The 14,295-nt window shown below is 34.5% G+C and carries 11 protein-coding genes; 7 read left to right on the top strand and 4 right to left on the bottom strand.

Going from position 1 to position 14,295, the window contains the following annotated elements:
• Nucleotides 1–129 precede the first annotated feature (129 nt).
• Nucleotides 130–561, bottom strand: coding sequence for a hypothetical protein (locus tag H602_RS0111090; protein ID WP_035759460.1), 432 nt, complete (start codon nucleotides 559–561; stop codon nucleotides 130–132).
• Nucleotides 562–733: 172 nt separating this feature from the next.
• Nucleotides 734–1,315, bottom strand: a complete 582-nt coding sequence (locus H602_RS0111095) for a hypothetical protein (protein ID WP_026978059.1) — start codon at nucleotides 1,313–1,315, stop codon at nucleotides 734–736.
• A 161-nt stretch (nucleotides 1,316–1,476) separates the two neighbouring features.
• Here H602_RS0111095 and guaA point away from each other — a divergent pair, with 161 nt between their 5' ends.
• The 7 genes from guaA (at nucleotide 1,477) to yidC (ending at nucleotide 10,342) form a co-directional block, all read left to right on the top strand.
• Complete coding sequence (gene guaA / locus H602_RS0111100; protein ID WP_026978060.1) at nucleotides 1,477–3,006, top strand: glutamine-hydrolyzing GMP synthase; 1,530 nt, start codon at nucleotides 1,477–1,479, stop codon at nucleotides 3,004–3,006.
• Between the two features lie 70 nt (nucleotides 3,007–3,076).
• On the top strand, nucleotides 3,077–4,999 hold the full coding sequence (locus H602_RS0111105) for a LysM peptidoglycan-binding domain-containing protein (RefSeq protein ID WP_026978061.1): 1,923 nt from the start codon (nucleotides 3,077–3,079) through the stop codon (nucleotides 4,997–4,999).
• Between the two features lies 1 nt (nucleotide 5,000).
• A complete protein-coding gene (locus H602_RS0111110; protein WP_026978062.1) occupies nucleotides 5,001–5,402 on the top strand; it encodes an OsmC family protein in 402 nt (133 codons plus the stop codon).
• A 95-nt stretch (nucleotides 5,403–5,497) separates the two neighbouring features.
• Nucleotides 5,498–5,905 carry a DUF4190 domain-containing protein gene (locus tag H602_RS18740; RefSeq protein WP_051224410.1) on the top strand — a complete coding sequence of 136 codons (408 nt, stop codon included), beginning with the start codon at nucleotides 5,498–5,500 and terminating at the stop codon, nucleotides 5,903–5,905.
• A 402-nt stretch (nucleotides 5,906–6,307) separates the two neighbouring features.
• Nucleotides 6,308–6,541, top strand: a complete 234-nt coding sequence (locus tag H602_RS0111125; RefSeq protein ID WP_026978064.1) for a DUF3820 family protein — start codon at nucleotides 6,308–6,310, stop codon at nucleotides 6,539–6,541.
• Between the two features lie 241 nt (nucleotides 6,542–6,782).
• A complete protein-coding gene (locus H602_RS0111130) occupies nucleotides 6,783–8,396 on the top strand; it encodes a CTP synthase (RefSeq protein WP_026978065.1) in 1,614 nt (537 codons plus the stop codon).
• Between the two features lie 44 nt (nucleotides 8,397–8,440).
• Entirely contained in the window at nucleotides 8,441–10,342 is a 1,902-nt protein-coding gene (yidC, locus tag H602_RS0111135) for a membrane protein insertase YidC (protein WP_026978066.1), read from the top strand.
• Between the two features lie 260 nt (nucleotides 10,343–10,602).
• Here yidC and H602_RS0111140 read toward each other — a convergent pair whose 3' ends face one another.
• Nucleotides 10,603–11,589, bottom strand: coding sequence for a fasciclin domain-containing protein (locus tag H602_RS0111140; RefSeq protein WP_026978067.1), 987 nt, complete (start codon nucleotides 11,587–11,589; stop codon nucleotides 10,603–10,605).
• Nucleotides 11,590–13,674: 2,085 nt separating this feature from the next.
• The gene (locus tag H602_RS0111145; protein WP_026978068.1) at nucleotides 13,675–13,968 is read right to left on the bottom strand and encodes a GIY-YIG nuclease family protein; all 294 of its coding nucleotides are present in this window, start codon (nucleotides 13,966–13,968) and stop codon (nucleotides 13,675–13,677) included.
• Between the last annotated feature and the right edge of the window lie 327 nt (nucleotides 13,969–14,295).

Here is a 14,295-nt window from a genome sequence, read left to right on the forward strand (position 1 = left end):
CGGCTGTTTTTTAAATTGGATGATTGTTTCAGGTATTATAAAGATGTTTCAAAGCAAATGAAATTTGTGATTCAAACTTTGAGGTGAGGTTGTTTGAGGGGGGTGGTAAACTCGATTAGGAGCTGTTTTTTATTTATTAATTATTTCAATCCACTTTTTTTTGTTGTCCGATAATGTTTTTTCGTCCGCAATCATAATTCCATCTTTTTCGTAAAAAGGAAGTCTGTTATAATTGTATTCCACAATCTCTTTTTCTTCAAAGTTTTCAAATGATGTAGTTATACTAATTTCCTTAATCCAAATTCTAGATAAAACACAGTGAATAATTATTCCCTTGTCGGAACTGTCAAGAAAAGGAATTAATCTATTAGAAACACTTTTTCCAATATTTACTAAGGAGTCGGCTGATGAACTGTCCATTTTTAAGACCCAAACATAATTACAAGTTCCATACAACTGATTGTTGTTCAATTCCTCTATAAATTTGTCAATATTGTCAGTTTGAGCATTTACTGCAAAACTAAAAGTTATTGTCAATATGAAGGTTATTAATTTTTTCACTATGCTGTTTTGTTGTTGTTGTTGTTGTTGTTGTTGTTAACGTTTAAGAATTAGGCAAGTTACGTGTTTATCTGCAAGGGTTTTCTGATGGGAAATTAGGCGTTAGAAATCGCAACTCCCTTCGATTAATCGCTATAAAGCAATTGTTTTTTTAAGGTATTTTATTTAGGTTTTATTTACAGTAATCTTTAAATTCCATTGTTTTCAGCGCTTGAAAAAATTCCACTTGAGTAGATTCAGATAAATCATTTCCATAAAAGCTCATTGATGTTTTATCATAAGTTTTTCTACTACCTTTTAAACTGTCTATATAAATTCCGCTCGCGCCAAAACCCTTATTTGTCGGTTCAATAAATTTCGCTGAAAAGCAAGCAATGGTGCCTTTTGTGAATTTATACTTTAGATATTCTTTTGCGTCATATTCTGCGGTAAATTTATCATCGACTACTAAATATTTAACCTTTTCTAATCGATTCCTTTGCTTTTTAGAGAATTCAGAATATTCAGTTTCACTAAAGACAAGTATTTCAATATTATTTGTCAAATCTCCAGAATACCAACCCAAATCAAAAATCAAAGTGTCTTGTTCATTTGTAACCAATCCACCAACATAACTGTCAGTTCCTTTGACTTCGTATTCTTCCCAATTTTGAGGTACAGTTAATTCAAATGACCCAAAATCAATGTTTTTATAGTCGGACTTTTTACAAGATAAAATAAAAAGTAAAATTAGTGTAGATACGGTTCTTTTCATGATGTTTACAACTAGTAAATATCCACAAGTTTAATCAACTTTCCTCAACCCTCAAAACTTTCAACAACAAGCTTTCAATCCCGTCCAAAACCATTATAAACTTTCTCTCAAAACTTTCAAAAACCAATTTCACATCTCAATTATAAAAGTTATTTTTGCACATGCAACACAACGTACTTATTTTAGATTTCGGCTCGCAATACACACAACTTATTGCCCGACGCGTTCGCGAATTAAATATATTCTGCGAAATTTTTCCTTACAATAATTTTCCAACAGACTTATCAAGTTACAAAGCAGTGATTTTGTCGGGTAGTCCCTTTTCGGTTCGTGCCGAAGACGCTCCGCATCCTGATTTGTCGCAAATTCGTGGTAAAATGCCACTTCTGGCTGTTTGTTATGGTGCTCAATATTTGGCACATTTCAGCGGCGGACTGGTAGCTCCATCGGATACCAGAGAATACGGAAGAGCCAATTTGTCTTTCATTAAAGAAGGAGAAGTGTTCTTTGACGGCGTTTCTGAAAACTCACAAGTATGGATGAGTCACTCGGATACGGTGAAAACACTTCCTACAAACGGAGTGAAATTAGCCAGTACACATGACGTGGAAAATGCGGCTTACAAGATTGAAGGCGAAACTACTTATGCGATTCAATTTCACCCAGAAGTGTACCATTCAACAGATGGAAAACAAATTTTAGAAAACTTCTTAGTGAAGATTGCTGATGTTCCTCAAAACTTTACACCAAATGCCTTCGTGGAAGAAATGGTAGCAGAGTTGAAAGAAAAAGTAGGTAACGATAAGGTAGTTTTAGGACTTTCAGGAGGTGTAGATTCTACAGTTGCCGCAGTTTTATTACACCAAGCTATCGGACCGAACTTGCATTGTATCTTTGTAAACAACGGACTTTTGCGTAAAAACGAATACGAAAGTGTTTTAGAACAATACAAAGGAATGGGCTTGAATGTAAAAGGAGTCGATGCTTCGGCACGTTTCTTGGATGCCTTGGCGGGAATCAGCGACCCTGAAACCAAACGTAAAACTATTGGTCGTGTATTTATTGAAGTTTTTGACGACGAGTCAAAAATCAGTGACGAAGTAAAATGGTTGGCTCAAGGAACGATTTACCCAGATGTAATTGAGTCGGTTTCTGTAAAAGGACCATCGGCAACGATTAAATCGCACCATAATGTGGGAGGTTTACCGGATTACATGAAATTGAAAATCGTTGAACCGCTTCGCATGTTGTTTAAAGATGAAGTGAGAAGAGTAGGAGCGACATTAGGAATTGACGCGGCATTATTAGGTCGTCATCCATTTCCTGGACCGGGATTATCGATTCGTATTTTAGGAGACATCACACCAGAGAAAGTACAGATTTTACAAGATGTAGATGCTGTTTTCATTGACGGATTGCGTTCTTGGGGATTGTATGATAAAGTTTGGCAAGCAGGAGCGATTTTGCTTCCTGTAAATAGTGTAGGAGTAATGGGTGACGAACGTACGTACGAAAAAGTAGTAGCGTTAAGAGCTGTAGAATCTACCGACGGAATGACGGCGGATTGGGTACATTTACCTTACGATTTCTTGATGAAAGTGTCGAATGATATTATCAATAAAGTAAAAGGAGTGAATAGAGTTGTTTACGACATTAGCTCAAAACCGCCTGCTACAATTGAGTGGGAATAAATAATTGTTTTTAGCGTTTCTGTTTTTAATAAATTAGGGACGCTAAATTTTTTTAATAAAAAGATTGAATATGAAGAAGTTATTGATGTGTTTTGCATTCATAGGAATGAGTTTCGGCGCTTTTGCTCAACAAAATTTTATCAAACATAAAGTCCAAAGTGGCGATACGGTAACTAAAATTGCACAGCAGTATTTGGTGACTCCTGCTAACATATTCACGTTAAATCCTGATGCTCAAAACGGATTGAAACCCGACATGATATTGCTAATACCAAAAGGAAATGGCGTTATTATTCGAAAAACTGATAAAGTTGCGACGGATGTAAAAACGCACCTTGTATCTGCAAAGGAAACGGTGTACGGTCTTACAAAATTATATAATGTAACGGAAGAAGATTTACAGAAAGCGAATCCAGAACTTGCAGCAAACGGCCTTAAAATTGGAGAAGAACTGATTATTCCAACTAAAAAGGCGATTGTAATTTCTGCTAAACCAGTAAATTCATCCAACAAGAAATACAGAGAACACATCGTTGAAGCGAAAGAAACGCTGTACTCAATTTCTAAATTGTATACTGTTACTGTTGAAGAGTTAGAGAAAATAAATCCTGAAGCCAAAGATGGTTTGCCTATTGGTTTTGCTTTAAAAATTCCGATGGAAAAAGTGGTTAAATCTAATCTTGATGAGGTTAAACCAAATGAGGCGATTATTAAACTGCCAGTAAAACCCAATATGATTTCGTATGAAGTTCAACCTAAAGAAACATTATACGGAATTGCAGCAAAGACGGGATATACACAAGAGGAGTTGATGGCTTTAAATCCATCATTAAAAGAAGGTGTAAGAGAAGGAATGGTATTGTACTTTCCTGTTATTAAAAACCCGCTTGTAGGACCAAAAAAGTCAGGTGATTTATTACAAACCCTAAAAAACACTCGAAATAAAAAGTTAGTTTTATTATTACCATTTAATATTTCAAAGATTGAAAGCGATACCAGTTCTGTGAGAAGCCGTATCAGATCGGATAAATTCTTGAGTATGACACTCGACTTTTATTCGGGTGCATTGATGGCCATTGATTCTGCTAAAACGTTGGGATTGAATGTAGACGTTAAAATTTTTGATACTCAAGAAACGAAGAATTCCTCAAATGTAGCGTCTATTTTTAGGCAAAATAATTTCTCGGGAACCGATTTGGTAATTGGACCTTTTTATCAAAATAACGTGGAGAATGCCGCTGAACTACTAATGAAAGACAGTATCAGTATTATTTCCCCTTTGTCAAAAGAAACTACAGCTAGTTTGCCCAATGTAATCCAGACGATTCCTTCAGATAATTTTATGAAGGATAAAATGTTTCAATTTATGCGTACGGATACGACTACTATAATCGGCGTGATTGATACTAAAAAATTATCGACTCGAAAATATTTTTCTGAATTCCAGCCTAATGTAAAGTTGGTCAATTTTGAAACGATAGAATCTACTAATAATGGCATAAAATCGTCATTGGTACGAGGAAAGAAAAATTACATTGTAATGGATACTGAAAATACGTACCGTATTAAAATGATCATCAGTTATTTAGTCTCAATGCAGCCTGAATATGATATTCAATTGGTTATTTTAGATCCAAATCCTAAATTAGATTCAGATGAAATTAGAATTGAAAATTTGGCGCAGCTTAAGTTGATGTTTCCATCTTTAGGCAAACAGATTACGGCAAATGAAAAATCATATTTTACACAAAAATACCGTCAGTTAAATAATATTGCACCAAGTCCGTATGCGGTTCGCGGTTTTGATATTGTTTTCGATGCTTTATTACGTTTATCTCAAGAAAAAGAATTTAAAGAAACGCTTCTTTCCGTAGCAACAGAGCAGTTTGAGAATAAATTTGCTTTTGCAAAAAGACCAGACAAAGGCTACAGAAACACAGGTTTCTATATTTTATATTACGACACGGATTTATCCATTAAAACAGCCAATTAAAATGACTTCAAAAGTAACCTACTTGGGCGAATTAAGAACTTCGTCTGTTCATATTCAATCCGGATCAGAAATTGTAACCGATGCACCAACCGACAACAATGGTAAAGGCGAAGCTTTTTCGCCTACAGATATTGTGGCAAACGGATTAGCGAGCTGCATGATGACGGTAATGGGAATTAAAGCTCGGGATTTAGATATAGATTTAACCCAATCCACTGCAGAAGTGACTAAAGTTATGGGCACCGAACCGCGAAGAATAACTGAAATTCATGTCAAATTTGATATGGCAGTTGCAGCAGATCAGCGAACCAAACTTATTTTAGAACGAACTGCAATGACATGCCCAGTACATTATAGCTTGCATCCAGAAATAAAGAAAAATATAACATTTAACTGGAAATAATATACAGATTGATTGTTAATAACTTTAGAATTTTGCCAGATTGAAAGTGCAGCATTTTCCTATTTTTGTGTTTAACAAATTTCAAAAAATTATATATGGAAAATGAATTACGTTCTTCTAATGCGGGACAAGGAATGGGAATTGCCGCATTGGTATTGGGGATTTTAGCTGTAATTGCTTCATTTATACCTTGCTTTGGTCTATTTGCAATATTATTTGGAGTACTTGCCATCATTTTTGGTGCAGTGGGACTTTCGCAAGCTAAAAAAGGAAATGCTTCTGTAACAATGCCAAAGACCGGATTGATTTTAGGAATTGTAGCTACAGCCTTCGTGATTGTTTGGATGATAGTTGTTGTTGGTGCATTTGGAGCTGCAGCATATTCGGCAGCTGATGAAATCAAGGACTCCATTGAAAATGATATGCAAAACATTTCAAATGATTCTATTCCAGATGAAAATCTAGACTTTGAAATGGTTGATACGCTTGATACGTCAAATTAATTTTGAACAAAAGCACAACAATTTATAGCATTGACTCTTACAAAAAGATAAACATAATTTTTAGTATACTAATTATGTTTATTTTTTTTTACAGCTATGCAGCTCATTTTATCAATTTTAATATACAGTCATCTTGTGAAGGTTTACCTCTAGTTTATTGCAGAAGTAGAGGATTAACTAGAGCATTTTACCAAATTATAAATGTACGTTTTCAGGCAGCATTAGCGCTTAATCCTTACAGCATAAAGATTTTTCTGTTTTTTCTGATTCAGCTATTTGCACGTATCAGTATAAATAAAGTGCTAAATATCAATAATTTTAATCGAATGTTAACAATTGATAGTACTGTTAGTATACTATTTTTTGCATTCGCATTTTACAATTTAATAATTATATAAGAAATTGAACAACGACAGCCAGCAACTCATTAAACTCGCACACACTAAAATGCCCTTCGGAAAATACGAGGGGCGTTTTCTTATTGACCTACCCGAGTATTACGTAGTTTGGTACAGCAATAAAGGTTTTCCAAAAGGAGAATTGGGCTTGCAACTGCAACTTATTTACGAATTGAAATTGAACGGTTTAGAGGATTTAATTCGAAATATCAAAAGGAAGTATCCAAAACCAATTTAAATCTAGGAATTGCGAAAGGAGAAAATTTTGTCAGTAAGTCTCTAATTAGTAAATAAATGTAGTTTCTAAAATATGGAATAATAGTTTTTTAAATTTTCTAATCCCCTGTTTTAGCATTGTCGACTGACCTATTTCACAAATTATCAAATTATCAAATTGACAAATTCTCTATTTGACTAATTAAATTCGTACTTTTGCCACGTTTTTTTACACAACTACAACTACAAACAACAACTACACAATGAATCAAGTAAAATATATCTTTGTAACCGGTGGGGTAACCTCTTCGTTAGGAAAAGGAATTATTGCTGCATCACTTGCAAAATTATTACAAGCGAGAGGATATAGAACAACTATTCAAAAATTTGATCCCTACATTAATGTAGACCCTGGAACTTTAAATCCATACGAGCACGGAGAATGCTTTGTAACGGATGATGGTGCAGAAACAGATTTGGATTTAGGACACTACGAACGTTTCTTGAATTTTCCAACTTCGCAAGCCAATAATGTTACCACAGGTAGAGTCTACCTTTCTGTAATTGAAAAGGAACGACGAGGAGAATTTTTAGGAAAAACAGTTCAAGTTGTACCTCATATTACCAATGAAATTAAAGAACGCATGCAATTATTGGGTAATACCGGTAATTATGACATTGTAATCACAGAAATTGGTGGAACTGTAGGAGATATTGAAAGTTTACCTTACATCGAATCGGTTCGTCAATTAGTGTGGGAATTAGGTGAAAACAATGGAATTGTAATTCATTTAACTTTAGTGCCGTATTTGGCTGCTGCAGGCGAATTGAAAACAAAACCAACCCAACACTCTGTTAAAACTTTAATGGAAAGCGGTATAAAAGCCGACATATTGGTTTGCCGTACCGAACATGAAATTTCAGATGAGTTACGCAATAAATTAGCTTTGTTTTGCAATGTAAAACGTGAAGCCGTAATTCAGTCGATTGATGCTTCTACAATATACGAAGTGCCTAATTTGATGTTGGAAGAAGGTTTGGACGTAGTGGCGTTGAAAAAATTAGATTTACCTAAAAAGTCGGCTCCAGATTTAAAAAATTGGAACGTATTTTTACACCGATTAAAAAATCCAAAACACGTTGTGAACATTGGATTAATTGGAAAATATGTAGAACTACAAGATTCGTATAAGTCGATTTTGGAAGCGTTTATTCACGCTGGAGCGGCAAATGAAACTAAAGTGAATGTGGTTTCTGTTCATTCAGAATACATTGATGCGTCTAATGTTGCTGATAAATTTAGAGATTTAGACGGAATTTTAGTAGCACCTGGTTTTGGTGAACGCGGAATTGAAGGAAAAATTGAAGCGGTACGTTACGCTCGTGAAAATAATATTCCGTTTTTAGGAATCTGTTTGGGTATGCAAATGGCAGTGATAGAATATGCTAGAAATGTTTTGGGATACAAAGACGCCAATTCAACAGAAATGAACGGCGGGACTTCACATCCAGTTATCGACTTGATGGAGGAGCAAAAAAGCATTACTGACAAAGGTGGAACAATGCGTTTGGGAGCTTGGAAGTGCGACCTTAAAGACAATACGTTAGCACAGAAAGTGTACAATACCAATAGTATTTTAGAGCGTCACCGTCACCGTTATGAATTTAATGGCGATTATCTAGAAGAATTGGAAAAAGCAGGATTGAAGGCTTCTGGTACCAATCCAGATACCGGATTAGTTGAGATTGTGGAAATTGAAAAACACCCATTTTTTATTGGTGTGCAATACCATCCAGAATATAAAAGTACCGTGGCCAATCCACATCCTTTATTTGTAAATTTTGTAGCGGCAACAGTTAAAGCAAAACAAAAATAATTAAATTAGAATAATTGATAGCACGCCTATCGTAAAGCAGAACAATGGAAGAAAAAAAATTTGATCTCAATTCCATCATCGGGTTTGCCCTGATTTTTGGAATTTTAATGTGGATTATGTATCAGAATCAGCCTACTGAACAAGAGTTGGCTGCGGAAAAAGCAAAGAAAGAACAAGTAGATAAAAAAGCTGCGGAAGTAAATACAGCAACTGCACCTATTGAAACTTCAGTTGCCGATTCTACAAAAACCGATTCTACTCAATTGGCTCAATTGAAAGGATCATTGGGAAATTTTGCTTATTCTGCAACACTTCCTTCTGCAAAAAACGATTTCACTACTATTGAAAATGAGTTGCTATCGCTTAAAATTGCCAATAAAGGTGGATACATTGTAGATGCTACTTTAAAGAATTTTGAACAATTTGAAAAAGGTTCTGGCAGTTTAGTTAAAATTGTTAAGGAGAATAACGCGAGTTTAAACTTAAAGTTACAAACCAAAGACAACCGCTCTTTAGATACAAAAAACATGTTTTTTGAGCCTACTTTAACCAAAGAAGGTGAAGATCAAGTTTTAACCATGCGTCTTAAAACGGCCGTAAATTCCTACATGGAATACCGTTATGTTTTGAAACCAAAGGAGTATATGTTGGATTTTTCAATTCGTTCTCAAGGAATGAACAGTGTATTAAATTCTAGTGCACCACTTGATTTGGAATGGGATTTAAAAACGTACCGTAATGAAAAGAGTGTAACCTATGAAAATCGTTATGCTGAAATTGTATACGAGTATGAAGATGGAAAGGATTCTTACACTTCACAAAGTGGATTGACTACTGATGATGCCAAAGATGTAACCTATATTGCATACAAGCAGCACTTTTTTACGTCCATTTTATTAACAGACAAAGCATTTGCAACAGCAAAAATGACGTCTGAAAATTTGGTAAAAAACGAAGAAGTGGATACTACCTTTACTAAAAGTTTTAAATCTGTAATTCCTTTGGCCTTTACAGGTGGTGAGGTAGATTATAAAATGAATTGGTATTACGGTCCAACGGATTACCGAATTTTAAATAGTTATGAGCGTAATTTAGATGAAATTGTACCATTAGGTTGGGGTATTTTTGGATGGATCAATCGATTTATATTCATTCCTACTTATGACTTCCTAACGATGTTTTTCCCTTACGGAATTGCTATTATCGTCTTTACTATTTTAGTTCGTTTGGTAATGTCGCCTATTACATACAAATCATATTTGTCTCAAGCAAAAATGAAAGTACTACGACCAGAAATTGCAGAACTGGGCGAAAAGTACAAGAACGATGCAATGAAGAAACAGCAAGAAACCATGAAATTATATGGCAAAGCAGGAGTAAACCCAATGGCAGGATGCATTCCAGCTGTGTTGCAAATTCCAGTGTTCTACGCATTGTTTCAATTTTTCCCTTCGGCAATTGACTTACGTCAAAAAAGTTTCCTTTGGGCAGACGATTTATCCTCGTTTGATGCGGTAATTCACTTGCCATTTTACATTCCTTTTTACGGAAATCACGTGAGTTTGTTCCCAATTTTAGCATCCGTAGCGATTTTCTTTTACATGAGAATGACAACGGGCGACCAACAAATGGCGCCACCACAAGAAGGTATGCCTGACATGGGAAAAATCATGAAAATCATGCTTTATATTTCGCCACTAATGATGTTGTTTTTCTTTAATAATTACGCTTCAGGATTGAGTTTATATTATTTTGTATCAAACACAATTACAATCGGAATTATGCTAGTAATCAAGAATTATATTGTGGACAACGATAAAATTCATGCTAAAATTCAAGAGAACAAAGCCAAGCCTAAATCAGAAAGTAAATTCCAAAAGAAAATGCGTGAGATGATGGAGCAAGCTGAAGAGCAAAAAGCACTTAAAAATAAAGGAAAAAAATAATTTAATTTATTTCATTTCTTAACGATAAAAAGCGGAAATCCCAGTAGGAGATTTCCGCTTTTTTTGCTTTAACAATTTGCAAAACTATTATAGCCTATTTTAATTTGGGTAGATACTGATCAGCAGCTGCATTTTATGAAATAGATGAAAAAGCAGGTATTTTGTACCAATTAAACTATGAAGCGTTGAAAGGTGTAGTTATAAAAAAAGAGAGGAATATACCATAGAATATTCCTCTCCCTTAAAAATGCAATTGTTATTTATTCTGCAGTAGCTAAATCGGCCAACAACACTTTATCAACAGCGTGGATTACTCCGTTTGAAGCTTGCACATCTGTAGCTATAATAGTTGAAACACGTCCTGCTTGATCTGTAATTTTAGCACCTCCAACTGTATTGATCGTAAAATTACCACCTGCTAAAGGGGTTACACTCATTCCATCAACAAGATTTGCGGCCAAGACATTTGCTGAACCAACTACATGATATTGCAACACAGTGGTCAATTGACCTGCGGTTGGACTTAAACCTAAACCAGTTAATTCTGTAGCGAAATCAGCAAAAGCATCGTTTGTAGGGGCAAAGACAGTAAAAGGTCCTGTTCCAGAAAGAATACCTACAAAATCAGGTTGTCCTTCGCCTGTTAAAGCACCAACTAAGGAACTAAAATTCGGATTTGCAATTGCATGATTTACCACATTTGGAAGTCTAATCACGTGGTCTACTATATGAATAATTCCATTTGATGCTTCAATATTAGCACCCGACAGAACAACATTTGCCCCAGCATTTGTAGGTCCTCCATTGATTGTTACGCCAGAACTTAAGTTAATAAACATACTTAAAGTGTTTGTGGCAGAAGCGTTTCCTTTTGCTAATGTGCTGTAATAACCGGTAGTCAACTCATTACTTTTAAGACCTTCTGCAAGAACATGATTCTTTAATACTTCTGTCAAAAGCGGAAGAGGTACTTGGTCCAATGACGTAAATCCATTGTCTGTCAAAAACGATTGAAATGCTGCATTTGTCGGTGCAAAAACAGTGTAATCTCCTGCAGCATTAAAAGTTGGCACTAAGCCAGCACGGTCTAAAGCTTGTACCAGAATACTCAAGTCTGGAGTTTCAGTTGCCAATGTGGCAATTGTCTTTGTTTGAGTAGTGCCATCAGTGTTGTTGTCATCGTCGCTGCAGCTTGTTAAAGCCATTACAAAAGCAACCATCGCGAAAGTTTTGAATACGTTTTTCATCTTTTTTTGTTGTTTAAATTTATAGTATTTGTTTAATGATTAATTCAAAATTATAAACAAAAAGCATAATAAAAAAGAGTTGACATTGTAAATTGGTCTGTTTTATTATATAATTAACACTCTTGACGTTAATATCATTTACATTTTTACTACTTATTTTACGCTCAGAAATAAGTGTAAGTTCTTGAAATATAGCATTCTAATTAAGTGGTTGCTATCTATATCAATAGTAAATTGTGCAACATTCACACTTATATTCCTTTTAGAACTGTATTTGCATTTCTTTAACAACTTGATCTACAGGTACATTTTTATTTTCTTCAAATGAGGTTATGGCATTGCGTTCTAACTTTTTATATAAAATACTCTTTGCAATTACGTACCATTACTGCACTATTGGAGATGCAATTGAGGTTTACTAATTGCGATGTAAAATAATTTCAGCATACTTTTATCGGATTGTTCCAGAACAGTCAATTTAAATATAAATCAATGCGTTTACTATGCTTGTATCTCTGACAATCGCTACAATTCAATATAAGGAAGGCCTTAAAATTATAGTAAGTTTCACGCTGTTCAAGTTTTAATAAATTTATTCGGATAGGGATTTAGTTTGATAGTTTTTGAACAATACATTTAATTTTAGGTCACGTTGATAGTGTATTTTACTTGCGTTTTCTAATCATCCCAAAACATATTCTTATTAATTTGTCATTCCATAGGAATTTACTATTATGAGAACATTGTATTAGACTCCTACGGGGTGACAAAATTGTAGCAAATTTCTCCTCCAATATCATCCCAAAACATACTCTCATTAATTTGTCACTCCGCAGGAATCTACTATTATGATCAACTTTACTTTAGACTCCTACGGAGTGACAAACATGTTGTGAATTTCCCTTAAAATATCATCGCAAAACACATTCTCATTAATTTGTCATTCCGTAGGAATCTACTATTATGAGCAACATTGTATTAGACTCCTACGGAGTGACAAACGTGAGGGTGAATTTCCCTTATAATATTATTCCAAAGCACATTCTTATTAATTTGTCATTCCGCAGGAATCTACTACCACGAGCAACATTGCTTTAGACTCCTACGGAGTGAAAAATGTGGGGTGAATTTCCCTTAAAATATCATCCCAAATCATATTCTCATTAATTTGTCATTCCGTAGGAATCTACTACCACGAGCAACATTGCATTAGACTCCTACGGAGTGACAGACATGCGACAAATTTCGTTTATAATATCATCCCAAAACACCTACATATTAATTTGTCATTCCGTAGGAATCTACTATTATGATCAACATTGCTTTAGACTCCTACGGAGTGACAAACGTGGAGGTGAATTTCCCCTATAATATTATCCCAAAACATACTCTCATTAATTTGTCATTCCGTAGGAATCTACTATTATGATCAACATTGCTTTAGACTCCTACGGAGTGACAAACGTGGAGGTGAATTTCCCCTATAATATTATCCCAAAACATACTCTCATTAATTTGTCATTCCGTAGGAATCTACTATTATGAGAACATTATACTAGACTCCTACGGAGTGATAAACATGGTGTGAATTTCCTTTATAATATTATCCCAAAACACCTACATATTTATTTGTCATTCCGCAGGAATCTACTATTATGAGCAACATTGCATTAGACTCCTGCGGAGTGACAAACGTGGGGTGAATTCCCTTATAATATCATCATCAAACAATATTCCTATTAATTTGTCATTCCGTAGGAATCTGCTACTACGAGAGCCATTGCATTAGACTCCTACGGAGTGACAAACTTGTAGCAAATTTCTCCTACAATATCATCCCAAAACATATTCTCATTAATTTGTCATTCCGCAGGAATCTACTATTATGACCAACATCGCATTAGACTCCTACGGAGTGACAAAAAAGGGGGTTAATTTTTAATATATAATCATTCCAAAACATATGCCCATTAATTTGTCATTCCGAAGGAATCTACTATTATGAGCAACATTGTATTAGGCTCCTACGGAGTGACAAACTTGCAGATCCATTATAAGAGTACAATTAATCTTCAAAATAATGATTCAAAAACTATGTTTTGGATTAAATTCCAAAATCAAATTATCTTTTTTAGAGCGTGGCCAATTTTTAATGTCCTTTTCTCTTTCAATGGCTTGTTGTATCCAAGTAAATTTCTCGAAATAAACTAAATAATAAACATTGTAGCGAGAAGTAAAACTGGAAGGATTTAAGTGCGATTTATGCTCTTTTAATCGTCTCTTCAAATCATTTGTAACACCCGTGTATAAAACGTTTTTCTTAATATTAGTTAATATATAAACGTAAAAAGTGTAAATACCTTCTGTATGTTCTATCATAATGCCTTGAAATTTAATGAATTGAAAATAAAGATACAGCAAAAAGGATTCTACTTGATAAATACCTACATATTAATTTGTCATTCCGTAGGAAGCTACTATTATGAGTAACATCGCTTTAGACTCCTACTGAGTGACAAACATGGGCTGAATTTCCCTTATAATATTATCACTAAACATATTCTTATTAATTTGTCATTCCGCAGGAATCTACTACTACGAGAACCATTGTATTAGACTCCTACGGAGTGACAAACGTGGGTGAATTTCCCTTAAAATATCATCCCAAAACATATTCTCATTAATTTGTCATTCCGTAGGAATCTA

Origin of the sequence: Flavobacterium tegetincola DSM 22377, assembly GCF_000425485.1 — a bacterium.
GTDB lineage: Bacteria > Bacteroidota > Bacteroidia > Flavobacteriales > Flavobacteriaceae > Flavobacterium > Flavobacterium tegetincola.

Coding starts and splice junctions, on each gene's coding strand:
- H602_RS0111095 (WP_026978059.1), bottom strand. CDS start 1,315: ATGAAAAGAACCGTATCTACACTAATTTTACTTTTTATTTTATCTTGT.
- guaA (WP_026978060.1), top strand. CDS start 1,477: ATGCAACACAACGTACTTATTTTAGATTTCGGCTCGCAATACACACAA.
- H602_RS0111105 (WP_026978061.1), top strand. CDS start 3,077: ATGAAGAAGTTATTGATGTGTTTTGCATTCATAGGAATGAGTTTCGGC.
- H602_RS0111110 (WP_026978062.1), top strand. CDS start 5,001: ATGACTTCAAAAGTAACCTACTTGGGCGAATTAAGAACTTCGTCTGTT.
- H602_RS18740 (WP_051224410.1), top strand. CDS start 5,498: ATGGAAAATGAATTACGTTCTTCTAATGCGGGACAAGGAATGGGAATT.
- H602_RS0111130 (WP_026978065.1), top strand. CDS start 6,783: ATGAATCAAGTAAAATATATCTTTGTAACCGGTGGGGTAACCTCTTCG.
- yidC (WP_026978066.1), top strand. CDS start 8,441: ATGGAAGAAAAAAAATTTGATCTCAATTCCATCATCGGGTTTGCCCTG.
- H602_RS0111140 (WP_026978067.1), bottom strand. CDS start 11,589: ATGAAAAACGTATTCAAAACTTTCGCGATGGTTGCTTTTGTAATGGCT.
- H602_RS0111145 (WP_026978068.1), bottom strand. CDS start 13,968: ATGATAGAACATACAGAAGGTATTTACACTTTTTACGTTTATATATTA.